The organism is Cytobacillus sp. IB215665, from assembly GCF_033963835.1.
Classification (GTDB): domain Bacteria; phylum Bacillota; class Bacilli; order Bacillales; family SM2101; genus Nanhaiella.
The window spans coordinates 316,431-342,003 of the sequence record NZ_JAXBME010000004.1; the positions used below are offsets into that span (position 1 = coordinate 316,431).

Sequence of the window (25,573 nt, forward strand, 5' to 3'; positions counted from 1 at the left end):
CAAAATTTGAACAGCATATGTAAGGAGAGAATGTCATATGAGAGCAAGAGATTTACCAGTTATTATCGGTGTCGTACTTATTATTATTATGTTAGTTATCCCGTTACCTACGTGGTTATTAAGCGTCTTAATCATGTTAAATATTTCTCTTGCCTTATTAGTCCTCCTCGTATCAATGAATATGAAGGAGGCACTTCAGCTTTCTGTGTTTCCATCACTGTTGCTAGTATTAACACTTTTTCGACTTGGGTTAAACGTGTCAACAACCCGCTCAATTTTAGGAAATGCCGATGCTGGTCAAGTAGTAGAAACGTTCGGTAATTTTGTTGTTGGTGGAAATGTTTTAGTTGGTTTTGTCGTATTTGTTATCCTCATTATTATTCAATTTATAGTAATTACAAAAGGAGCTGAGCGTGTTTCAGAGGTTGCAGCTCGTTTTACATTGGATGCGATGCCAGGTAAACAAATGAGCATTGATGCTGATTTGAATGCAGGTCTTCTTTCCGAAAAAGATGCTACAGCTCGTCGAGAAAAAATACAGCGTGAGGCTGATTTTTATGGTGCAATGGATGGGGCTAGTAAATTTGTTAAAGGAGATGCGATTGCAGGAATCGTTATTACGTTAATCAACATCATTTTTGGGATGATTATTGGTGTTATACAAATGGACATGGACATCTCTGAAGCTTCGAGTACTTATGTGCTATTGTCTGTGGGAGACGGCTTAGTGAGTCAAATCCCAGCTTTAATGATCTCAACTGCAACAGGTATTATCGTTACAAGAGCAGCATCTGAAGGGAATTTAAGTGAGGATATAACAGGTCAGTTATTTGCTTATCCGAAAATGTTATATATAGTCGGTGCAACGATTGCTAGTTTTGGTGTTTTTACAACGATGTCATTCACATTAACGTTACCGATTGCTGCATTGCTCATCATTGGTGGATTTATGATTAGTCAATCACAAAAAGCCTCAATTGAAATTGAAGAAGAACTTGAAGAAGAAGTAGAAACAGAGGAAATGAAAAGTCCTGATAGTGTCGTAAGCTTACTCAATGTTGATCCGATTGAATTTGAGTTCGGTTATGGCTTAATTCCTTTGGCTGATACAAAACAAGGTGGAGACTTATTAGATCGTATTGTTATGATTAGAAGGCAGTTGGCGATAGAGCTTGGCCTTGTTATTCCAGTCGTTAGAATTCGAGATAATATTCAGTTACAACCGAATGAATATCGATTAAAAATAAAAGGGAACGAAGTGGCAAAGGGAGAGCTATTGCTCGACCATTATTTAGCGATGAGTCCTGGGGTAGATGATCCATCTGTTGAAGGAATTGATACAATAGAACCATCATTTGGTTTACCTGCAAAATGGATTTCTGAAGACATGAGGGAAAAAGCTGAAATGCTTGGATATACTGTTGTCGATCCAGCTTCAGTTGTCTCTACACATATTACCGAATTAATTAAATCAAATGCACATGAATTATTAGGTCGTCAAGAAACGAAACAGCTCGTTGAACATTTGAAGGAGTCATATCCAATACTTATTGAAGAGGTTACACCGAATCCTTTAGCTATAGGGGATATCCAAAAAGTGTTAGCGAAATTATTAAAAGAAAATGTTTCAATCCGAAACTTACCGGTCATATTCGAAACATTAGCTGATTTTGGTAAAATGACATCCGACACAGAACTATTGACAGAGTATGTAAGGCAATCACTTGCACGCCAAATTACTGCACAATTTGTCGCTAACGGAGATATGTTAAAAGTGATCACATTATCAGGTGCTGTTGAAAAAGTTATTGCGGATAGCATTCAACAGACCGAGCACGGGAATTATTTATCTCTTGCTCCTGATTCATCAGAAGCGATAACGAATAGTGTCGTGCAAAATATTGAACAACAGCATTTTCAAGATCAATCACCAATTTTGCTATGTTCACCTGCCGTTAGAATGTATATGAAACAAATCATCGAAAGACTACTTCCGCACGTCCCAGTGTTATCCTATAATGAACTTGATGGAAGTGTAGAAGTTCAAAGTGTTGGGGTGGTGAACATGCGATGAAAATAAAAAAATATTTAGCACCTTCTATGTCTGAAGCAATGAAAAAAATACGTCATGAATTAGGAAGCGATGCAGTCATTCTTAATTCTAAAGTTGTTCAGAAAGGAGGATTCCTTGGTTTCTTTTCAAAAAAACAGTTTGAAGTTATTGCTGTTCAAGACCCAGAGCCTTTTTCTCACGAACAACAAGTAGTGAGCAAGAAACAGAGCATACAAGGCTCGAAAGGAAATGAAATGTCGCAGCGCGAGCTTCATTTGCCAAATGAGACAGCAGCCACACAACAAGCTGACGACGTTTTAACCGAATTAAAAGATATAAAAGTATTAATGGAAAACTTAAACATCGATATTCATACAAATTTTGAGAAATATCCAGATCCATTGAAGGAAATTAACGAAAGATTAGTCGTTCAAGAACTATCCGACTCATTACGCTTGAAAATTATGGATGAACTATTAGCGAAATGGCATACAAATTCCAATAGAGATAACGATGTGAACTTTTTGAGCTGGACGAAGCAATGTATCATCGAAAGAATAACTCCATTTAACTATGGAGGTGTCAGCTTTTCGAAAAAGTTTGTCAATGTAGTAGGACCAACTGGTGTTGGGAAAACGACCACCTTGGCTAAATTAGCTGCACAATGTGTACTAAATGATAAGAAAAAAGTTGCCTTTATAACAACTGATACATACCGAATTGCAGCAATTGAACAATTAAAAACATATGCGAAAATATTAGATGTCCCAATTGAAGTTTGTTACAATATTGAAGATTTTCAACGTGCTAAGGATAAATTTGATCACTATGATGTCGTCTTTGTAGATACAGCTGGCAGGAATTTTTTGAACCAACAATATGTAGAGGATCTTAAAGAAATAATAGATTTTAATGAGGACGTTGAAACGTTTCTTGTCTTATCACTCACATCAAAATTTACTGATATGAAGCAAATTTATAAGCAATTTTCAATGATTCACATCGATCAGTTTATTTTTACAAAAGAAGATGAGACATCAACCTACGGTTCTATGCTTAATCTGATCGACCATTTCCAAATTGGTGTAGCTTATATTACGAATGGTCAAAATGTACCGGATGATATTAAAACAGCTTCACCGCAATTAATCGGCCAAATTATTCTTGGAGAAGAATCCAATGTTTAAGGATCAAGCAGAAAGCTTACGTGTACAAATGGAACGTCAACAAACCAACACCTCTGCTAAGACGATCGCAGTTATAAGCGGTAAGGGTGGTGTTGGTAAATCCAATATTTCCTTAAACTTTGCTTTGACTTTAGCTAGGCAGGAAAAAAAAGTACTTATTTTTGATATGGATATTGGTATGGGGAATATCGATATTTTAATGGGGTTATCTTCAAAACATACAATCTTGGATGTCTTTCGCAATGACATTACTATCGATCAAATTATTACTAAAGGACCAGAAAATTTATCCTATATAGCTGGAGGTTCTGGGTTAAATCACGTGTTTAAGCTAGATTCTAAAAAAGTTCATATGATTATTCAGCATATGCAAAGCTTAATAGACAAATATGATTATGTCATATTTGATATGGGAGCGGGCATGACCGAGGAAAATTTATTGCTAATACGAGCGGTAAACGAAGTGTTTGTCGTTACGACTCCAGAGCCTACTTCAATTATGGATGCATATGCTGCAATTAAGTATATTATTTTGAAAGATCCAGCGATGCCACTATTCTTAATAGTTAATAAAACTCAGTCACAACATGAAGGAAATCATACAACTCAGAGAATTACGAATGTCATGAAACGGTTCTTAAATAAAGATATAAAGATACTAGGACAAATACCTGAGGACAAGCAAATTACAAAAGCAGTAAGCCGACAAACCCCATTTTTATTATATGCTCCAAAAGCTAGTGCCAGCAGAAATATTCAACAAGTTGCAAGTACGTATATGTCATATTCAAATAATATAAAACAAAACTCAACAACTCATTCATTTATGTCGAGATTACGGAAATTTTTAATAGAAAGGTAGGTACCACCGTGAAAAAAGTAAAAGTTCTTATCGTAGATGACTCAGCATTCATGAGAAAGTTGATTTCAGAATTTTTAAAAGAAGATCATCAGATTGAAGTTGTAGGAACTGCTCGAAACGGTGAGGATGCACTGGTCAAAATTAAACAACTTAATCCTGACGTAGTAACGATGGATGTGGAAATGCCCACTATGGATGGGTTAGAGGCTCTAAAGAAAATAATGAAGTTGAACCCATTACCGGTCATCATGTTATCAAGCACGACTAACGAAGGAACGGATAATACTATTGTTGCGATGCAATATGGAGCTATTGACTTCATTACGAAACCTTCTGGTGGCATTTCTTTAGACCTTCATAAAGTTAAGGACGAAATAGTCTCGAAAGTGCTACTAGCTAGCAAAGTAAATATGAAAAATTTCCAAATTCCGACTGAAAAAGCAAAAACTATTACTTCATCATTAGCAGAATATAGTAAAATAGAACCAAGATTCAATTCCCGCTTGAGTAGTAACAGCTCAGTGAAGACGAATAAAAAAATATTATGCATCGGTACGTCCACGGGAGGACCGAGAGCTTTACAAAAAGTATTGCAAGGGTTGCCTAAAAATATTAATGTACCGATTATCGTTGTACAGCATATGCCAGCAGGATTTACGAAATCACTAGCATTACGTCTTAATTCCCTGTGCGATATATGTGTTAAGGAGGGCGAGAATGGCGAAATAATTCAAAATGGTACTGCTTATATTGCACCAGGAGGCTCTCATTTGAAAGTGAAGAAGGTAGGTACTTCGTTAGTTTTACAAATAGATCAATCAGAGGTTAAGAATGGTCATCGACCTTCTGTAGATGTAATGCTTGAATCAGTTAGTGACATTTCAGGATATATGAAAATTGCAATCATTATGACAGGAATGGGTTCAGATGGTACTGAAGGGTTAAAGAAATTAAAGTCAAGCGGCAATGTGATAGCTATAGCAGAATCTCAGGAAACTTCAATTGTTTTTGGTATGCCTAAGTCGGCAATAGCTGCAAATGTCATAGACGATATTGCAGATCTAGGTGATATAGCGCCAACCGCCTTAAAATATATTTATTAATAAACTCTATAACAAGATGTATATGTATTTAGAATGGGATATTAATTGAAAAGCTCAAACTAAGAACAGAGATGTTTATAACCCTTCAAGTATGTTTGCATTAAGTAGGACAAAAAGAGCAGGAAAATGATTTAACGGCTACTATCATAAAGCTGTCAAGTATTGTTACACAGTGGAGTAACCGAATGCAAAGTCATTTTTCTCGGACTTATTGAACGTCCTAGTCTAAAATCCGAATAAGGGGTGTGTATGTTATGGATATGAATCAGTATTTAGATGTATTTATTGATGAAAGTAAAGAGCATTTACAAACAGTAAATCAACAATTGTTAGAATTAGAAAAAAATCCAGATAATTTAACGATAGTTAATGAAATCTTCCGTTCGGCTCATACATTAAAAGGCATGTCAGCAACGATGGGTTTTGAAGATTTAGCTAGCTTAACACATCAAATGGAGAACGTTCTTGATGGAATGAGGAATGAAAAGATTTTCGTAACACCTGAAGTATTAGATGTTGTATTCGCTGCGGTGGATGATCTTGAAACGATGGTTATCTCTATAGCTGAAGGTGGAGATGGTAAACACGATGTTACTGCGGTGGTAAATCAATTAAAACAAATTGAAGAGGGGCACCCTTTAACGCAAACTGCAGCTGAAGCAGCCGTTACAATACAAGAAGACGTAGTGAATGATAGTCAAACAGTCGTGGAATATGACGAATTTGAATATACTGTGATCCAGCAATCGAAAGAACAGGGGTTTGAAGGCTTTGAGATAAACATCACTCTACGAGAAGATTGTTTATTGAAGGCAGCTCGCGTTTTTATGATTTTCGAAGTGTTGGAGCAAATTGGAGAAATCATAAAGTCTATCCCTAGCGTAGAGTTATTAGAAGATGAAAAGTTTGAGAATGAATTTACTATAGCCTTCGTGTCTAAAGAACCTAAGGAAGAAATACATAATCGTATAATGAAAGTATCGGAAATCGCTAATATTGATATTAAAGCTCTTAATTTAGAAAGTATGAGGCAAGGAGAAGCAGAAGTAGAAAAAGAGTTAACACCAACGATTCAAGAAGATGAGATTACTATAGATGAACCTATTGAAAATCAACTACATAATAATGATAAGAAACTTGCTAGTAAAAAGAGTGCAACTGCGTCAAACAAGACGATTCGTGTCAATATTGAACGCTTAGATATACTTATGAATTTGTTTGAGGAACTTGTCATTGATAGAGGTCGGCTTGAGCAAATTTCACAAGATTTAAATAATAGTGAGCTTCATGAAACTGTAGAACGAATGTCTAGAATATCTGGTGATTTACAAAATATCATTTTGAATATGAGAATGATTCCTGTTGAGACGGTGTTTAACCGCTTTCCTAGGATGGTTAGGCAGCTTGCAAGAGACTTAGGTAAATCTATTAACATTGAGATCCTGGGTGCTGAAACAGAACTAGACAGAACTGTCATTGATGAAATTGGTGACCCTCTCGTCCATCTCATTCGCAATGCTATAGATCATGGGATTGAATTACCTGCTGAACGTTTAAAGCAAGGCAAAAGCGAAGAAGGCACAGTGAAATTAAAAGCATACCATAGTGGTAACCATGTATTTATTGAAATTGAAGATGATGGTGCAGGAATTAGTCGTGACAAAGTATTAAATAAAGCTATTAAAAATGGCGTCATTACTAAGCAAAATGCTGTTACTTTGACAGATAAACAAGTATATGAACTTATCTTTTCATCTGGTTTTTCTACCGCAGACAAAATTTCTGATGTTTCAGGCCGCGGCGTAGGGCTAGATGTAGTGAAAAACACGATTGAGTCACTTGGTGGTTCTGTGACGATTGATTCGATAGAAGGGCAAGGGTCTATATTCTCGATCCAATTACCTTTAACGTTGTCTATCATTTCAGTCATGTTAGTAGAAATCCAACAAGAGAAATATGCTATCCCTCTTTCTTCAATTATTGAAACTGCGATTGTTAAAAAAGATGATATTTTGAATGCTCATAACCAGAAGGTCATTGATTTCCGTGGAAAAGTAGTTCCTTTATTATTTTTAAAAGATATTTTTCAAGTACCAGCTTCAACAGATGAAGATGAATACTTATCAATTGTTATTGTTAGAAAGGGTGAAAAACTGGCTGGTTTAGTAGTCGATTCATTCATAGGACAACAAGAAGTCGTATTAAAATCCTTAGGCAATTATTTAACTTCAGTATTTGCTATATCAGGTGCGACCATTTTAGGAGATGGCCAAGTTGCTCTAATTGTTGATTGTAATGCTCTTATAAAATAGATGACAAAGGGAGGTCATGATCGTGACAGGAGGAACAGTAACAGAACAAAAAGTCATCGTTTTTCAATTGAAAGATGAGGAGTATGGAATTCCAGTAGACCAAGTTCGTTCAATAGAAAAGGTTCAACACATTACACGCGTCCCAGGGACGAGTGATTATGTGAAAGGTGTTATTAATTTACGTGGCGTTGTAACCCCGATTATTGATTTACGAAATAGATTTGGAATAATGACAACTGACTATTCAGATAGCACGAGAATTATTATCGTAGCGCTTGAGGATATTGAAGTAGGCTTAATTGTTGATTCTGCTAATGATGTCATTGATATTCCATATGAATCGATTGAACCACCACCTGAAGTAGTCGGTGTTATAAAAGCAGAATATCTAAAAGGGATATCAAAGGTTGCTAATAGATTACTAATTTTGCTAGACCTTACTGAGGTACTCAATATTAATCTTATCGATGCGGAAAAACTGGATAGGTGATTATATGACTTTCATTGAAAAGTTTAATCGGGCACATCTAGATATTTTAAAGGAAATTGGAAATATCGGTGCTGGTCATTCTGCTACTGCCCTTTCTAAGCTTCTAAATAAGAAAATTGAGATGGATATTCCTGAGGTAAGAATTGTATCCTTCGATGAAATGATGGATTTAGCTGGAGGTTCTGACAATGTTGTTGCCAGTGTCTTTTTACAGATTGAAGGTGACGCACCCGGTACGATGTTTTTCCTTCTCCCACTTGAACAAGCTTCTTTATTAGTTCAACAGTGGACAGGCTTGAGCAATTTTACGTTCGAAGGCCCGCCTTATGATCAACTAGCCTTGTCTGCTTTGGAAGAGTTAGGGAACATCTTGTCTAGTTCTTATCTATCTTCATTATCTGATTTTACGAAGTTGAATATGTATCCGTCAGTGCCGCAAATTAGCATTGATCTTGTTGGAGCAATTATAAGTGTAGGTTTAATACAATTATCTCAAGTAAGTGACTATGCGATAGTCATAGACACAAGTGTCATAGAGTCAGATCAATCCATTCTTGAAGGTGTGAAAGGACATATATTTTTGCTGCCTGATCCAAATTCTTTTACGAAGCTTTTTCATGCCCTGGGGGTATCAGGGCATGAATGAAGCATTATCTGTTGTAAAAGTGGGTATTGCAGATATGAATATTGTAAGAGGCCCCAATATCATAAGGACATCAGGATTAGGTTCTTGTGTTGGAGTAGTTATATACGACAGATTCAAAGATATTGCAGGTTTAGCACATGTGATGCTACCTGATTCCTCCTTGGCTAAAGCAGGGGCGCTTAATAAAGCTAAATATGCGGACACGGCAATTGAAGTACTTATTGATCAACTTATTATGCAAGGTGCATCTAAATATCATTTGCTTGCAAAAATAGCTGGTGGAGCACAAATGTTCCAGTTTACTAAAGGAAATGATCTTATGAGAATTGGAAACCGCAATGTTGAAGCTGTGAAGCAGTATTTATATACGGAAAAAATCAATATTGAATCAGAAGATGTTGGTGGAAACAGTGGTAGGACAATTGAATTTAGTCCTCAAAGCCGTCTCTTAACAATAAGAACAGTTAATCAAGGTATTATTATTATATAAAATTATTTAGCGTATAAAACACGTTCATTTTAGCTGTAAAAACAAAAGAATCACATAATACATGCATTTATGGACTTCTCTAATAATCTAGCAACAATAATAGATGTAAAGGGCATTATATTTTGACATGAGCACAAATGAGTTTATAGATTTTATTCATTCGGTTTTAGGGATTTGACCCCATACTCAATCGGAGGGATCTTTTTAAGCTAAGCTTTGTGGCTATTTTTCCTAAACTAGGAGATAAAATTTGTCGTTTTTTACATCAGCCATCGTTTTATCATAAACAAGATGACCTGAACGATAGGTAAGCAACAGGTTATGCGAAAGCAGTCTTTACATTAATGGAGTAGACTCTCCAACTGGTTCATCGATGTTCAAGTTTACTTGAACGAGTTCATTACAAGGAGGATAATAATGGCGCTCAAGCTAGAAAGTGAGGATCAGTTACTCTGGGAAAAGTGGATACAAACTCGTGATGAAAATGCTGGGAATGCACTTGTGAAAAAATATATGCCGCTCGTAATGTATCATGTTCAACGGATATCTGTAGGGTTACCGAAGACAGTTAATCTAGATGATGTGAAAAGTTATGGTTTATTTGGGCTTTTTGATGCCTTGGAAAAGTTCGACACTTCACGAGATTTGAAATTTGATACGTATGCATCATTTCGAATTAAAGGTGCTATACTTGACGGGCTTAGAAAAGAAGATTGGATGTCACGAAGTGCAAGAGAAAAGGCTAAAAAGCTAGAAGCAACTACTCAACAACTTGAACAAAAGTTGTTAAGGAACGTAACAGCTGATGAAATTGCTAATGAATTAAATATTAGCGTTAATGAAGTATATTCTACGATCCAGGAAGGCTTTTTTGCTAATGTATTATCCATGGATGAGCATAACAAAGAATCGGAAGAAAAAGATCCAATTGCGTATACAATCGTTGATAAAAAATCAATCATCCCTGAAGAACAATTATTAAAAAATGAGTTAGTTAATCAACTAGTAGATGTTCTTAAGGAATTAAATGAAAAAGAACAACTTGTTATTAGTTTGTTCTATAAAGAAGAATTAACATTAACAGAAATTGGAGAAGTGATGGGATTATCAACATCAAGAATATCACAAATCCATTCAAAAGCACTATTTAAGTTAAAGGATATTTTAACAAAGATCTTTTCGTAAGGCTCTTTGCGCAAACTTTGTGGCTATTTCCACTAATATTTGAGTTAACTGATGTGTATGAATTGATTTTTATAGTTTTTAGAGAAGAGAAGATGCCCCGAATTCTAGTTGTGTACGTGTTTGTTTGTTGATATACGAAAACAACAAACAATGCGAAAGAAGCCTTCTAAACTTTGCTGCTATTGTTTTTATCATAGAACAAGAAAGTGAGGTTATAGGATTTTCCTCTTTTTTAATAAGTATAAAGATGTGAAGGATGTATTTGTATGCGTGCCTATATCTTAGTATGAATAACAGTAATTAATGCGTAAGCTGCCTTTATGGAATATTCAAAACGAATGATAAAACACCGCAAATTATAATCCTTTGAGAAGGAAGTGAAAAATTATGAGTTTAAAATTAGTTGAACTACAAGTTGCACTTCCTAGAACACAAGACATCGGAAAAATACAAGAACAGCTTGAACAGCGAGGACAGCATATGCAAGAGCAACTCGCAATTGGTATAGAAGAAGAAGAAAAGCGTAAAAGAAAGCAAGTAAACAACAAGAATAAAAATGAAAAGGCTGAACTTACAAATGGTAATAATGACGCAGAATTTCAGCAATCAAAAACGAAAGAAAACGAGGAAGAAGAATTTACAAATGATGAGCAGCACCCATATAAAGGAAACATCATTGATTATAAAGGATAGATTACGATGAATCCATTGTTAGCAATATTATATTTTTTATTATTAGCTATAGCTTTTTGGCTAATTATTATCCTCTATTTGAGACTATCAAGATTACACGAAGTTGAAAAAAAACAAGAAAGAATGATTAAGGACCTTGAAAGTGTTATAGCAAGCTTTGTTGTCGAGATGAAAGAACAAAATGATCAATTTCTAAATCGAGTCCAAGCAGTTAAGTCAGAAGAACAATCTTCACCGCCAACTGCGGGTGAGACTACTATAACTAACGAAGTCCAGCAATATGTTGACAATCAGACTAACACGAAGGTGAATAACGATAAAATAGAGCAAGGAAATTCATCCATCTACGATATTGATACGTTATCAAATGAGGATATAAAAGATTTACTTCCAGACTATCGTAATAATGGCTATGAAAATGTAAAGCAAACGAACAGAAATGATATTAAACCTTATAATCAAGAGCCAGCAATGAGTGGCGAAAAGAAACAAACTTTCAAAGACAAAGTATTGGATTTAAGAAGTCAAGGGTATGGTATTGAAGAGATTGCCAAACAATTAAATAAGGGTAAAACAGAAATAGAACTTCTTCTTAAATTTAACGAAAACTAATATTTAAACTTGATTGTATGCTATGAATATGTTATATTTTTTTTTGGTGTTAATACACACGGTTGCTGATTTAAACAATGGTGCTGTTATTATTAAGTTATAACAGATTTGTTTAAAAATGAAGCAAGCGGAGGCAAAAACCATTTTAGGAGGAAAACACATGTCAGTCATTTCAATGAAACAACTTTTAGAAGCTGGTGTTCATTTCGGTCATCAAACACGCCGTTGGAACCCAAAAATGAAGCGTTACATCTTTACTGAGCGTAACGGAATTTATATTATCGATCTTCAAAAAACAGTTAAAAAGGTTGAAGAAGCGTACAACTTTGTTAAGGAAGTCGCTGGTAACGGTGGTAAAATCCTTTTCGTTGGAACGAAAAAGCAAGCTCAAGATTCAGTTAAAGAAGAAGCTGAACGTTCAGGTATGTACTATGTAAACCAACGTTGGTTAGGTGGAACGTTGACTAACTTCTCAACAATTCAAAAGCGAGTTAATCGTTTAAAAGATATCGAAAGAATGGAAGAAGACGGTACTTTCGATGTTTTACCTAAAAAAGAAGTTGTACAACTTAAAAAAGAACAAGAACGCTTAGAAAAATTCTTAGGCGGTATTAAAGAAATGAAGGGTCTTCCGGATGCTATTTTTGTCATCGACCCTCGTAAAGAGCGTATTGCAGTTGCAGAGGCTCATAAATTAAACATTCCTCTTGTTGGAATCGTTGATACAAACTGTGATCCAGACGAAATTGATTACGTAATTCCAGCAAACGATGATGCAATTCGTGCTGTTAAATTGTTAACATCTAAAATGGCTGATGCAATTTTAGAAGCAAAACAAGGTGAAGAAACTTCAGCTTAAGTAAAATTTTTACAAAAGGTGATAAGAGGGATTTGCCTTCTATCACCTTTTTTTGAGAAAATACACAAGTTATATACCATTGAGTTAATACTATAAGCGAGTAGAACATCTTATTAATATTTAAACTATGATACATATATATAAGGAGGAATTTTCATAATGGCTATTACTGCACAAATGGTAAAAGAACTTCGTCAAAAAACTGGCGCAGGAATGATGGATTGTAAAAAAGCGTTAACAGAAACAGATGGTGATATGGAAAAAGCAATTGACTTTTTACGTGAAAAAGGTATTGCTAAAGCTGCGAAAAAGGCAGACCGCATTGCTGCAGAAGGTTCTGCATATATTGAAGTATCAGGAAATGAAGCTGTTATACTAGAAGTAAATTCAGAGACAGATTTTGTTGCAAAGAATGAAGGGTTTCAAACGTTAATTAAAGAATTAGCTCAACATTTATTAGTTAACAAGCCAAGCACGGTTGAAGAAGCTCATGAACAAAAGATGGACAACGGAACGACTGTTCAAGAATACATCAATGCTGCAATTGCAAAAATTGGTGAAAAACTGACTTTACGTCGTTTTGAAATTGTTACAAAAACTGATAATGATGCTTTTGGTGCATATCTTCATATGGGGGGCAGAATTGGAGTTTTGACTTTATTAGAAGGAACTACTGATGAAGCGACTGCTAAAGATGTTTCTATGCACATCGCTGCGATCAAACCAAAATATGTTTCACGTGATCAAGTTTCTCAAGATGAAGTTGAACGTGAGCGTGAAGTTCTGACTCAACAAGCATTAAACGAAGGAAAGCCTGAAAAAATCGTTGCAAAGATGGTTGAAGGACGCCTAAGCAAATACTTTGAAGATATTTGTTTAGTAGATCAATCATTTGTTAAAAACCCTGATTTAAAAGTAAAACAGGTTGTTGAAGCTAAAGGAGCTACTGTAAAAAGTTTTGTACGCTTTGAAGTTGGAGAAGGAATTGAAAAGCGTCAAGAAAACTTCGCTGAAGAAGTTATGAGCCAAGTGAAAAAGTAAGCACCAAATTTTAGCTAAAATAGTGGGAGCACAAGTGTGTTCCCTTTTTTTAAAGTCATTTAGCTTAAAGAACTTCTAGTGGAGGTTAGTATGAATAATCCAAAGTATAAACGAGTTGTATTAAAACTAAGTGGAGAAGCATTAGCAGGTGAACAAGGATTTGGTATTAACCCAGCAGTGATCTCCTCAGTAACTGATCAAGTAAAGGAAATTGCAGAACTAGGTGTTGAAGTTGCTGTTGTAGTAGGTGGAGGAAATATATGGCGTGGAAAAATAGGTAGTGAAATGGGAATGGACAGAGCTACAGCAGACTATATGGGTATGTTAGCTACTGTCATGAATTCATTAGCGCTTCAAGATAGCCTTGAAAATTCCGGTGTACAAACTCGTGTACAAACCTCTATAGAGATGAGACAAGTTGCTGAGCCATATATTCGTCGTAGAGCAATACGCCACCTTGAAAAAAAACGTGTTGTCATATTTGCTGCTGGAACGGGTAATCCATATTTTTCAACAGACACTACTGCAGCACTTCGAGCAGCGGAAATTGAAGCAGATGTTATACTCATGGCAAAAAATAATGTTGACGGTGTATATAGTGCAGACCCAACAATTGATCAAACTGCAAAAAAATATGATACACTATCATATTTGGATGTACTAAAAGAGGGATTAGGTGTCATGGACTCAACAGCATCTTCTCTTTGTATGGATAATGACATACCACTTATCGTTTTCTCTATTATGGAGCAAGGAAATATTAAACGAGCGGTATTAGGTGATAATATCGGAACATTAGTAAGGGGGAAAAAATAATGTCAAAAGAAGTTATTAATAGTGTGAAATCTAAAATGGAAAAAGCTATTCAAGCATTCTCAAGAGAGTTAGCGACAGTAAGAGCTGGTCGTGCAAACCCTTCATTATTAGATAAAGTGACAGTAGATTATTATGGTGCACCAACTCCGGTAAATCAACTAGCAACAGTTACTGTACCTGAAGCACGTATGTTAACTATTCAACCTTATGATAAATCATCTTTAGGTGATATCGAAAAAGCAATCTTAAAGGCTGACCTCGGATTAACACCATCTAATGATGGTTCAATTATTCGAATTACGATACCAGCATTAACTGAAGAGCGCCGTAGAGAATTAACAAAAGTAGTAAGAAAATACGGTGAAGAAGCAAAAGTGGCAGTGCGTAATGTACGTCGTGATGGAAATGACGAATTAAAAAAGCTTGAAAAAAATAGTGAAATCACTGAGGATGAGCTTCGCGGACTAACCGAGGATATTCAAAAAATAACGGATGATCATATTAAAAAAATTGATCAGGTTGCTAAAGAAAAAGAAGCAGAAATTATGGAAGTATAAGCATAATCGTTGTACAATATGTAAAGTACCCTCTATTTTAAACAGGGGGTTTTTTTGTTAAACTAGAGACAATATAGATTGTTAAGGGTGACGGAGGAAACCTGTATGCTACATAAATTAAACTTTTGGAAGAATCGTAAACCAAATTCTTCAGAGCAAGTATATACAATAGATACGATTAAAAAGAATCCAATACCTGAGCATATTGCAATTATTATGGATGGCAATGGAAGGTGGGCACAAAAAAGAGCATTACCACGCATTGCAGGACACCATGAAGGAACGAAGGTTGTCCGAAAGATAACGAAGCTAGCAAATTCTCTAGGTGTAAAAGTACTAACGTTATATGCATTTTCAACAGAAAATTGGAAGCGACCAAAAAGTGAAGTTGATTACTTAATGAAGCTACCAGAAGAATTTCTCCAAACTTTCTTACCTGAATTAATTAAGGAAAATGTACAAGTTCGAGTAATGGGGATGAAAGATAGCTTACCAGAACACACTTTCCGTGCTGTGCAAAATGCTATTAACAAAACAAGCGATAATGATGGAATGATTTTAAATTTTGCATTAAATTATGGCAGCCGCAATGAAATTGTTCAAGCGGTAAATTCGATTATAGCAGACCAAAAATCAGGTATATTAAAAGAAGAAGAGGTCACAGAGGATATATTTTCAACTTATTTAATGACGCAAGAATTATCAGATCCAGACCTATTAATTAGAACGAGCGGTGTTGTTCGTCTAAGTAACTTCATGCTTTGGCAGCTATCGTATGCAGAGTTTTGGTTTACTGAAACGTTATGGCCGGATTTCTCAGAGCAACATTTTCTAGAGGCGATTGACGAGTTTCAAAAAAGAGCTCGACGCTTTGGCGGCGTGTAAAGGATGATATAAATATGAAGCAAAGAATTATAACAGCTACTATTGCGCTAGCAGTTTTTTTGCCTATCGTCATTTATGGTGGCCTTCCATTTATTGCGGTGATGTATTTAATAGCTACGATAGGGCTATATGAACTTTTACGTATGAAACGCATCTCAATTTTGTCATTTCCAGGGGTAATTAGCATACTTATGTTATGGGTAATACTCGTACCAGATCACCCCCTGTTACTAGACAGAATTCCATTTATGAAAGTTGAGTTTTTATTATTCGCTGTTTTACTTTTTTTATCGTATACTGTGTTGACAAATAACAAGTTTTCTTTTGATGATGTTGGATTTATCATAGTTGCTACATTATATGTTGGAATTGGATTTTATTATTTTATAGAAACGAGACAAGTTGGTTTAACTTATATATTCTTTGCATTTGCAGTTATTTTCTCAACAGATTCTGGTGCATACTTTGTCGGTCGCAAATTTGGCAAGCATAAGCTTTGGCCTGAAATTAGTCCAAATAAAACAATAGAAGGATCAATAGGTGGTATTGCTTGTGCACTTATTGCTGCGGTTTTGTTTAAACTGTTTGCTCCTATTGATGATTTTACAATGATTAGTATTTTAGGCATTGCTATCGTTTTATCTATTTTTGGACAAATAGGCGATTTAGTCGAATCAGCGTTTAAACGTCATTATGCGGTAAAGGATTCTGGACGTATTTTACCTGGGCATGGGGGAATATTAGACCGTTTTGATAGCTTGATTTTCGTTTTACCGATATTATATTTTTTAATCAAGTTGTAGCGCATTAGTGTATGGCATGGATAGGATTTAACAGAAAAAAAGACGTTTGTCAATTTTGAATGGATATGGGGAGTGTATCGTTTGAAGCACATTAGTTTATTAGGGGCTACTGGCTCTATAGGGAAGCAGACGCTAGATATTATTAAGCTACACCAAGACCATTTTAGCCTTGTAGCAATTTCTGTAGGACAGAATATACCAGAAGCGAGGAAAATCATTCATGAATTTTCACCTAAGCTCGTATCTGTTAAATATAAAGAAGATGCTGATCGATTAAAGAGTGAATTTACTAATGATATAAGGTTTGTTTATGGTGAGGATGGTTTAGTTCATGCCGCAACCCATGAGCAAGCATCGATAGTCGTCAATGCAGTGGTTGGAAGTGTAGGTCTTATACCAACGATTGAAGCTATTAAAGCCAAAAAAACAATTGCTCTTGCCAACAAAGAAACGCTTGTAACAGCAGGACATATCGTTATGGAAATGGCAAGAAATAACGGAGTTTCAATTCTACCAGTTGACAGTGAACATTCTGCTATTTTTCAATGTTTACAGGGAGAACAAGAAAAAACGATTGAGAAGCTCATTTTAACCGCTTCTGGTGGAAGCTTTCGTGATAAAAAGAGAAATGAACTACAGCATGTTACTGTTGAGCAAGCATTAAATCACCCTAACTGGTCGATGGGAGCAAAAATAACGATAGACTCTGCAACGATGATGAATAAAGGTCTTGAAGTTATCGAAGCGCACTGGCTTTTTCAAATTCCTTATACACATATTGATGTCGTCCTCCATAAAGAGAGCATTATACACTCAATGGTCCAATTTCATGACAGTAGCATTATTGCCCAATTAGGAAATCCTGATATGCGTGTTCCTATTCAATATGCGCTATCATACCCTGATAGGCTTGTGTTTAACAATACAAAGAGATTGGATCTTGTGGAGATTGGAGCTCTGCATTTTATGAAAGCAGACGTTAATCGATACCAGTGTTTACGTTTTGCCTACGAGGCAGGAGTAGAAGGGGGAACAATGCCCACAGTGTTAAATGCTGCAAATGAAGAAGCTGTTGCTGCCTTTCTTAGAAAGGAAATTACCTTCCTTCAAATTGAAGAACTTATTGAAAGATCACTTGAGCAACACCGTACAATTAAAAACCCTAATTTAGAGTGTATACGCACAGTAGATTCGGACACTCGTAAGTACATAAAAACACTAATAAATTAAAGGTGGTTGGATATGTGGATACGCTAAATACGGTAATTGCTTTTGTAATTATTTTTGGAGCGTTAGTTTTTGTTCATGAATTAGGTCATCTAGTTTTTGCAAAACGAGCTGGAATTTTATGTAGAGAATTTGCGATTGGATTTGGACCGAAAGTGTTTACTTTCAAAAAGAAAGAAACGCTTTATACGATTAGGCTTCTTCCTATCGGTGGTTTTGTAAGAATGGCTGGTGAAGACCCTGAAATGATAGAAATCAAACCAGGGCATAGCATCGGTCTGTTGTTTGATCAACAAGGAAAAGTAACAAACATCGTTCTAAACAATAAGGACAAATACCCTGATGCAAGAATCGTTGAAGTAGAATTTTCTGATTTAGAGCACGATCTGTATATAACAGGCTATGAAGAAGATAATGATGAAAAACTTGTACGTTTTGAAGTGAGTGAAACGGCACATTTTATTCAGGATGAACAACACATCCAAATCGCCCCATATTCTAGACAATTTAGTTCGAAGACGTTGTGGCAACGAACACTAGCTATTTTTGCAGGTCCACTTATGAATTTCGTCTTAGCTGCCGTTCTTTTTATGGTCATTGCTTTCATTCAAGGCTACCCGTCTGATGATCCACAATTAGGGGAGGTCATCGAAGGTGGTGCTGCAGTGGAATCTGGGTTACAGGAAGGTGATATTGTATTAGCAATTAATAACAAACAATTATCTTCTTGGGATGAAGTCGTTCAAATGATTCAAAATAACCCTGAAAAGCAGCTGTTATTCACAATTGAACGTGATGGACAATCAGAAACAATTGCTGTTACTCCGAAGTTAAATGAGGTTCAAGGGGTGAAAATTGGACAAATTGGTGTATACCCTTCGGTGAATCAATCGATACTCGGTTCAATTGCATTTGGAGCTGAAGAAACTTTTGTTTGGACAAAAGAGATCATCATTTTACTTGGGAAATTAATAACTGGTCAATTTTCATTTGATATGCTATCAGGCCCAGTTGGCATCTACAAAACAACAGAGGAAGTAGCTCAATCTGGTGTGTTATATTTAATGAGATGGGCAGCTTTATTGAGCATTAACTTAGGTATTATGAATTTACTACCATTACCGGCCTTAGATGGAGGTCGATTAATGTTTTTTGCCATTGAGGCTGTTAGAGGAAAACCAATTGATCGTCAAAAGGAAGGTATGGTCCACTTTATTGGTTTTGCTTTATTAATGTTATTAATGTTAGTAGTGACATGGAACGACATCCAAAGGTTCTTCCTATAAGCTGTTCTGTATTATCTCTTCTCGTTGTTCTAATTTAGTAGAGATATCAAAAAGAAGAGTCTTTCAGTAAGTTTTAAGCTTTTAAAAGTCCGTTAAGAAATAAGAGGTGTAAATTGAAATGAAGCAAAGTCAAACATTTATTCCAACATTGCGGGAAGTGCCTGCTGATGCTGAAGTGAAAAGCCATCAGCTCTTGCTAAGAGCAGGCTTTATACGTTCAAATGCCAGTGGTGTTTATAGTTTTCTTCCATTGGGCAAGCGAGTGTTACACAAAATTGAGACAATCGTTCGTGAAGAACTCGACCGCATAGGCGCAGTTGAGTTATTAATGCCAGCACTTCAACAAGCAGAGCTGTGGCAAGAGTCTGGACGCTGGTACTCATATGGCCCTGAACTAGTAAGACTAAAAGATCGTCACAACCGAGATTTTGCTTTAGGGCCAACCCATGAAGAAGTAATTACGAATCTATTAAGAGATGAAGTAAAGAGTTATAAGCGACTCCCACTTACTCTATATCAAATTCAAACTAAATTCCGTGATGAAAAAAGGCCGCGCTTCGGATTGTTGCGTGGTAGAGAGTTTATTATGAAAGATGCATATTCCTTTCATTCTTCGCAAGAGTCATTAGATGAAGTGTATGACAAGATGTATGAAGCATATGGAAACATCTTCAGAAGGTGTGGCTTAGATTACAGGGCTGTTATTGCTGACTCTGGTGCAATGGGTGGTAAAGATACGCATGAGTTTATGGTGTTATCAGATGTAGGAGAGGATACTATTGCATACTCCGATAGCTCTGATTATGCTGCAAATATTGAGATGGCACCTGTAGTTGCTACATACGTTAAGAGTGATGAAGCTGCCGCAGACCTACAAAAGGTAGAGACCATCGATAAAAAATCGATACAAGAGGTTGCTCATCATTTACAAGTTGATGAGCATAAATGTATTAAATCTCTATTATTCAAAGCTGATGATAAGTTTGTACTGGTTTTAGTTCGTGGTGATCATGAAGTAAATGATATTAAAGTGAAAAACCTGTACAATGCATCAAGCGTTGAATTAGCATCTGCTGAAGAAACAAAACAAATGATGAATTGTACTGTTGGGTCGTTAGGTCCTATTCAAGTACAAGATGATATAGAAATTATTGCAGACCATGCTGTAAAAGCGATTGTAAATGGAGTTTGTGGCGCGAATGTTGAGAACTACCATTATACAGGGGTAAACCCTGATCGTGATTTTTCCGTATCAGCATATGAAGATTTACGCTTTATTCAAGAGGGTGACCCTTCCCCAGATGGTAATGGTACAATTGTCTTTGCAAAGGGCATCGAAGTTGGTCATATATTTAAATTAGGCACGAGATATAGTGAAGCGATGGATGGTATGTATTTAGATGAAAATGGTAGAAATCAACCGATGATTATGGGTTGTTACGGTATCGGAGTATCAAGAATCCTCGCTTCTGTTGCTGAGCAATTTCATGATGATAATGGTTTAGTTTGGCCATCTGTCCTTTCACCTTATGATGTTCATCTTATTCCAGTAAACATAAAAAATGATGAACAACGACAATTAGCTGAAGAATTATATGGGGCTCTCCAAGAAACTGGCATCGACGTCCTATTTGATAATCGACAAGAACGTCCTGGAGTGAAGTTTTCAGATTCAGATTTAATAGGCCTGCCTGTTCGTATAACAATTGGTAAGAAAGCTGCTGAGGAAATCGTTGAAGTGAAGTTTAGGAATTCTGGAGAAACGATTGAAGTTCATAAGACTGACCTGATAAATACGATTAAAAAAAACATAGCAAAATAATATATAGAAAACTCGGCTTGTGCCGAGTTTTCTATATGGTAGATAGGAGGGGGATAGAATGGAACAATTATCACAAGAGCAAAAAGAACGGTTTCAACTCCTGCTCCAACAGATTAATTTTACAGACGATGTATTTGTTAAGCATTTTCATCAAGCAGGAATAATAAAGCTTATTATCGATAAAGAAAAGAAGTCTTGGCATTTTCTATTTCAAGTAGCATCCATCCTACCGATAGACATCTATAAGTCATTTAGCCTAGCCTTGCAAAAATCCTTTGCTCATATAGCAAATGTAACTTTTTCAATATTAGCGAAGGACAAGCAGTTTACAGAAGAGGACTTTCAGGCTTATTGGACTGTTTGCTTACTTGAGTTTGAAGGTATTCAATCACCCTTACTGAACCTGCTACATGAGCAAACTCCTCACTTGAATGGAATTAATGCAATTGTCAAAGTTCGAAATGATACCGAAGCTGTTGCTTTAAAGAGAAAATTTGCTAAAGATATTGGGGAAGTGTATCAACAATTTGGGTTCCCATACCTACAGCTAGAAACAGAAGTGAACTACTCGGAAAAAGAATATGAAAAATTTGTTGAACAAAAGCAACAAGAAGATCAACAAAAAGTTATGACAGCCATTGCAGAAATGCAAAAGAAAGAGGATCAAAATACTGATAATGTAGAAAGAAAAGGACCGCTAACAATCGGTTATACGATTAAAGACGATGAGGATATTCGCAGAATTGAACAAATAGAAGACGAAGAGCGGAGAATAGCCATTCAGGGATATATTTTTCATGCTGAAACGAAAGAGCTCCGCAGTGGTCGAACATTGTTAACATTTAAAGTAACCGATTATACGAGCTCTATTTTAGTGAAAATGTTTTCTCGAGATAAAGAGGATGTATCTCTTTTACAAGCGGTCCAAAAAGGCATGTGGGTTCGAGTTAGAGGTAGCGTTCAAAACGACACTTTTGTCCGTGATTTAGTCATGATTGCGAATGATATTAATGAAATCAAGGGTCAAGTACGACTTGATAACGAACCAGCTAATGAGAAACGTGTGGAACTACACCTGCATACGCCGATGAGTCAAATGGATGCCGTAACTTCTGTTACTAAATTAGTTGAGCAAGCAAAAAAATGGGGTCATAAGGCAATAGCAGTTACTGATCATGCAGTCGCACAGTCTTTCCCAGAGGCTTTCTCTGCAGGTAAAAAGCATGGAGTGAAAATACTATATGGCTTAGAAGTGAACTTGGTAGATGACGGGGTTCCTATAGCATACAATGAACAGAATAGACTACTATCAGATGACACTTATGTTGTATTTGACGTAGAAACAACGGGCTTGTCTGCTGTTTACGATACAATTATAGAGCTGGCAGCCGTTAAGATGAAGGATGGGGAAATCATTGATCGCTTTGAAGCATTTGCCAATCCACACCATCCATTATCAGCAACTACGATTGAATTGACAGGGATTACTGATGATATGGTTAAAGACGCACCTGACATTGATGTTGTCATAAAGCAATTTCATGATTGGGTTGAAGATGATATTTTAGTTGCTCACAACGCAAGCTTTGATATGGGTTTTTTAAATGTAGGATATAAAAAAGTTGACTATGATAAAGCCAAAAACCCGGTAATAGACACTCTAGAATTAGCACGTGCATTATATCCAGAACTAAAAAACCATCGGTTGAATACGTTATGTAAAAAGTTTGACATAGAACTTACGCAACATCACCGTGCTATTTACGATGCTGAAGCCACTGGATACCTTTTAGCAAAATTGTTAAAAGATGCTCATGATAAAGATATAGAAAATCATAATGAGCTTAATCATAAGATGGCTAGGAATGATTCATATAAACGATCGCGTCCATTTCATGCGACGATAATAGCACAAAATGATGTTGGACTTAAAAATCTTTTTAAGATCGTATCACTTTCCCATCTGCAATATTTTTTCCGTGTACCGCGCGTTCCTAGGTCACTATTGCAAAAATACCGTGAAGGAATCATCGTCGGTTCTGCTTGCGATCGAGGAGAAGTTTTTGAAGGAATGATGCAAAAATCTCCAGATGAGGTCGAGAGCATAGCACAGTTTTATGATTACTTAGAAGTTTTTCCACCTGATTTATATAAGCATTTAATTGAGCTTGAACTCGTTAGAAATGAAGATGCAATAAAAGATATTATTACAAAAATCGTTGATTTAAGTGAGAAATTAGCCATTCCTACTGTTGCTACAGGCAATGTCCACCATCTGGATCCAGAAGATAAGATTTATCGGAGAATTCTAATCGGTTCTCAAGGTGGTGCTAACCCGTTAAATCGACACAAACTACCTGATGCACATTTTAGAACTACTGATGATATGCTAGAAGCAATGGCATTCCTAGGTAAAGAACGGGCTAAAGAGATTGTTGTTACAAACACGGTAAGCATTGCTGATCAAATTGATGAAATAAAACCTATTAGAGATGATTTGTATACACCAAAAATTGATGGGGCTGATGAAGAAGTCAGGGCAATGAGTTATAATCAAGCCCGTGATATTTATGGCAATGAGTTACCAGAAATTGTGGAAAAACGACTGGAGAAAGAATTAAAAAGCATCATTGGTCATGGTTTTGCAGTTATTTATTTAATCTCTCATAAATTAGTGAAAAAGTCATTAGATGATGGCTATCTTGTCGGCTCTCGTGGATCCGTTGGATCTTCCTTTGTAGCAACAATGACTGAAATAACTGAGGTAAACCCTTTACCTCCTCATTATGTTTGTCCAGAATGTAAACACTCGGAATTTTTTAATGATGGATCAGTTGGTTCAGGTTATGATTTACCTGACAAAGATTGTCCTCAGTGTGGCGCTAACTATAATAAAGACGGGCACGATATTCCTTTTGAAACGTTTTTAGGATTCAAAGGGGATAAAGTACCTGATATAGATTTGAATTTTTCAGGTGAATACCAGCCAATTGCTCATGATTATACGAAAGTTTTATTTGGAGAAGATAATGTATACCGTGCTGGTACAATCGGTACTGTTGCAGAAAAAACTGCATATGGCTTCGTAAGAGGATATACGAATGATCACAATTTGCATGTAAGGGGAGCGGAGATTGATCGATTAGTATCTGGGTGCACAGGGGTGAAGCGTACTACTGGACAACATCCAGGTGGTATTATTGTTGTCCCAGATTATATGGATATTTATGACTTTTCACCAATTCAATATCCTGCTGATGATTCAAGCTCTGAGTGGAAAACGACTCATTTTGATTTCCACTCAATCCATGACAATCTATTAAAGTTAGATATACTCGGTCATGATGATCCAACAGTCATTCGGATGCTACAAGATTTAAGTGGAATTGACCCTAAGACGATACCTACAGATGATCCAGAGGTAATGAAAATATTTAGTGGAACAGAGACATTAGGTGTCACTGAGGAACAGATTATGTGTAAAACAGGAACACTCGGTATTCCTGAGTTTGGAACAAGATTTGTTAGGCAAATGCTAGAAGATACGAAGCCAACAACCTTTTCTGAGCTCGTGCAAATATCTGGTCTTTCACATGGGACAGATGTATGGCTTGGTAATGCACAAGAGTTAATCCATAATAAGATTTGTACATTGAGTGAAGTGATCGGTTGTCGAGATGATATTATGGTCTACTTAATATACAAGGGACTGGAACCTTCACTTGCATTTAAAATAATGGAGTCTGTTCGTAAAGGGAAAGGGTTAACAGATGAATTCATGCAAGAAATGAAAAAGAATGACGTGCCTGATTGGTATATCGATTCTTGTCTTAAGATAAAATACATGTTCCCAAAAGCCCATGCAACTGCGTATGTATTAATGGCTGTTAGAATAGCTTACTTTAAAGTTCACCATCCTCTACTATACTATGCAGCATATTTTACTGTACGCGCCGAAGACTTTGATATAGAAGCAATGGTGAGAGGATCGAATGCAATTCGAGCCAAAATTGAAGAGATAAATGATAAAGGTTTAGAAGCTAGTACAAAGGAGAAAAATTTACTCACTGTATTAGAAATATCTATGGAAATGTGTGAACGTGGTTTTTCCTTCAAGAAGGTAGACTTATACAAATCAAGTGCGAATGAATTTATCATCGACGGAAATACGCTCATTCCACCATTTAATTCTATACCTGGTTTGGGAACTAACGCTGCTATTAATATTGTGAAGTCACGAAAAGAAGGTGAATTCCTCTCAAAAGAGGATTTACAAAAACGTGGTAAGATTTCTAAAACAATTCTTGAGTACTTAGACAACCATGGCTGTTTAGAATCCTTACCTGATAAAAATCAATTATCACTATTTTAAAAGGCTCTTTTCGTAAAGTTTGTTGTTTTATGACCAAATGCGAAAAGGCGAGAGAGGACTTAAGTTTATCAATTTTTCATGCTACAGTCCTCATTTCATCAAGTGCATGTCGCTACTCCAGCGAGTTTAGGGGAATGAGGATTAAGACAACCTTCCGTTGTCCATAGGGTGTGTGTGGTTTTAAATAGGATTGAGAGTCGCTTCACCCCAACACTCGAAGGTAAAAAGCACCTTCATGTGTTGTGCTTCCAGCGCTTGTCGCCGTTAAGCGA

21 protein-coding genes are annotated in these 25,573 nt (G+C 36.1%); all 21 read left to right on the forward strand.

Annotated features, from left to right (window positions below; all coding sequences use genetic code 11):
* The first annotated feature begins 37 nt into the window (after positions 1-37).
* The 21 genes from flhA to SLH52_RS07945 all read left to right on the forward strand — a co-directional run bounded on the left by flhA (position 38) and on the right by SLH52_RS07945 (position 25,301).
* A complete protein-coding gene (gene flhA, locus SLH52_RS07845; protein WP_320208706.1) occupies positions 38-2,074 on the forward strand; it encodes a flagellar biosynthesis protein FlhA in 2,037 nt (678 codons plus the stop codon).
* Positions 2,071-3,240: a flagellar biosynthesis protein FlhF gene (gene flhF, locus SLH52_RS07850; protein WP_320208707.1), complete on the forward strand. Its 1,170-nt coding sequence runs from the start codon at positions 2,071-2,073 to the stop codon at positions 3,238-3,240. The genes flhA and flhF overlap by 4 nt, the downstream gene beginning before the upstream one ends.
* Positions 3,233-4,102, forward strand: a complete 870-nt coding sequence (locus SLH52_RS07855; protein WP_320208708.1) for a MinD/ParA family protein — start codon at positions 3,233-3,235, stop codon at positions 4,100-4,102. The genes flhF and SLH52_RS07855 overlap by 8 nt, the downstream gene beginning before the upstream one ends.
* An 8-nt stretch (positions 4,103-4,110) precedes the next feature.
* The gene (locus SLH52_RS07860) at positions 4,111-5,205 is read left to right on the forward strand and encodes a chemotaxis response regulator protein-glutamate methylesterase (protein ID WP_320208709.1); all 1,095 of its coding nucleotides are present in this window, start codon (positions 4,111-4,113) and stop codon (positions 5,203-5,205) included.
* 254 nt (positions 5,206-5,459) lie between these two features.
* A complete protein-coding gene (locus SLH52_RS07865; RefSeq protein WP_320208710.1) occupies positions 5,460-7,517 on the forward strand; it encodes a chemotaxis protein CheA in 2,058 nt (685 codons plus the stop codon).
* A 22-nt stretch (positions 7,518-7,539) separates the two neighbouring features.
* Complete coding sequence (locus SLH52_RS07870) at positions 7,540-8,007, forward strand: chemotaxis protein CheW (RefSeq protein ID WP_320208711.1); 468 nt, start codon at positions 7,540-7,542, stop codon at positions 8,005-8,007.
* Between the two features lie 4 nt (positions 8,008-8,011).
* The gene (locus SLH52_RS07875; RefSeq protein ID WP_320208712.1) at positions 8,012-8,653 is read left to right on the forward strand and encodes a chemotaxis protein CheC; all 642 of its coding nucleotides are present in this window, start codon (positions 8,012-8,014) and stop codon (positions 8,651-8,653) included.
* Positions 8,646-9,143 (forward strand): chemotaxis protein CheD, encoded by a 498-nt coding sequence (locus tag SLH52_RS07880; protein ID WP_320208713.1) that lies wholly within the window; start codon positions 8,646-8,648, stop codon positions 9,141-9,143. Before SLH52_RS07875 ends, SLH52_RS07880 begins: the two co-directional genes overlap by 8 nt.
* 417 nt (positions 9,144-9,560) lie before the next feature.
* On the forward strand, positions 9,561-10,328 hold the full coding sequence (locus SLH52_RS07885) for a FliA/WhiG family RNA polymerase sigma factor (protein ID WP_320208714.1): 768 nt from the start codon (positions 9,561-9,563) through the stop codon (positions 10,326-10,328).
* A 387-nt stretch (positions 10,329-10,715) separates the two neighbouring features.
* Positions 10,716-11,021, forward strand: coding sequence for a hypothetical protein (locus tag SLH52_RS07890; RefSeq protein WP_320208715.1), 306 nt, complete (start codon positions 10,716-10,718; stop codon positions 11,019-11,021).
* A gap of 6 nt (positions 11,022-11,027) precedes the next feature.
* Positions 11,028-11,633 carry a DUF6115 domain-containing protein gene (locus SLH52_RS07895; RefSeq protein ID WP_320208716.1) on the forward strand — a complete coding sequence of 202 codons (606 nt, stop codon included), beginning with the start codon at positions 11,028-11,030 and terminating at the stop codon, positions 11,631-11,633.
* 160 nt (positions 11,634-11,793) lie between these two features.
* Positions 11,794-12,492 (forward strand): 30S ribosomal protein S2, encoded by a 699-nt coding sequence (gene rpsB / locus SLH52_RS07900; RefSeq protein ID WP_320208717.1) that lies wholly within the window; start codon positions 11,794-11,796, stop codon positions 12,490-12,492.
* 159 nt (positions 12,493-12,651) lie between these two features.
* Positions 12,652-13,533 carry a translation elongation factor Ts gene (gene tsf / locus SLH52_RS07905; RefSeq protein WP_320208718.1) on the forward strand — a complete coding sequence of 294 codons (882 nt, stop codon included), beginning with the start codon at positions 12,652-12,654 and terminating at the stop codon, positions 13,531-13,533.
* A 90-nt stretch (positions 13,534-13,623) separates the two neighbouring features.
* A complete protein-coding gene (gene pyrH, locus SLH52_RS07910) occupies positions 13,624-14,349 on the forward strand; it encodes a UMP kinase (protein WP_214482710.1) in 726 nt (241 codons plus the stop codon).
* Complete coding sequence (gene frr / locus SLH52_RS07915) at positions 14,349-14,906, forward strand: ribosome recycling factor (protein ID WP_320208719.1); 558 nt, start codon at positions 14,349-14,351, stop codon at positions 14,904-14,906. Before pyrH ends, frr begins: the two co-directional genes overlap by 1 nt.
* A gap of 105 nt (positions 14,907-15,011) precedes the next feature.
* Positions 15,012-15,791, forward strand: coding sequence for an isoprenyl transferase (locus tag SLH52_RS07920; RefSeq protein ID WP_320208720.1), 780 nt, complete (start codon positions 15,012-15,014; stop codon positions 15,789-15,791).
* Positions 15,792-15,805: 14 nt separating this feature from the next.
* Entirely contained in the window at positions 15,806-16,594 is a 789-nt protein-coding gene (locus SLH52_RS07925) for a phosphatidate cytidylyltransferase (protein WP_320208721.1), read from the forward strand.
* A gap of 81 nt (positions 16,595-16,675) precedes the next feature.
* A complete protein-coding gene (locus SLH52_RS07930) occupies positions 16,676-17,824 on the forward strand; it encodes a 1-deoxy-D-xylulose-5-phosphate reductoisomerase (protein WP_320208722.1) in 1,149 nt (382 codons plus the stop codon).
* Between the two features lie 14 nt (positions 17,825-17,838).
* Positions 17,839-19,107, forward strand: coding sequence for an RIP metalloprotease RseP (gene rseP / locus SLH52_RS07935; protein WP_320208723.1), 1,269 nt, complete (start codon positions 17,839-17,841; stop codon positions 19,105-19,107).
* Positions 19,108-19,225: 118 nt separating this feature from the next.
* On the forward strand, positions 19,226-20,929 hold the full coding sequence (locus tag SLH52_RS07940) for a proline--tRNA ligase (RefSeq protein WP_320208724.1): 1,704 nt from the start codon (positions 19,226-19,228) through the stop codon (positions 20,927-20,929).
* Positions 20,930-20,987: 58 nt separating this feature from the next.
* Positions 20,988-25,301, forward strand: coding sequence for a PolC-type DNA polymerase III (locus SLH52_RS07945; RefSeq protein WP_320208725.1), 4,314 nt, complete (start codon positions 20,988-20,990; stop codon positions 25,299-25,301).
* Positions 25,302-25,573: the final 272 nt, after the last annotated feature.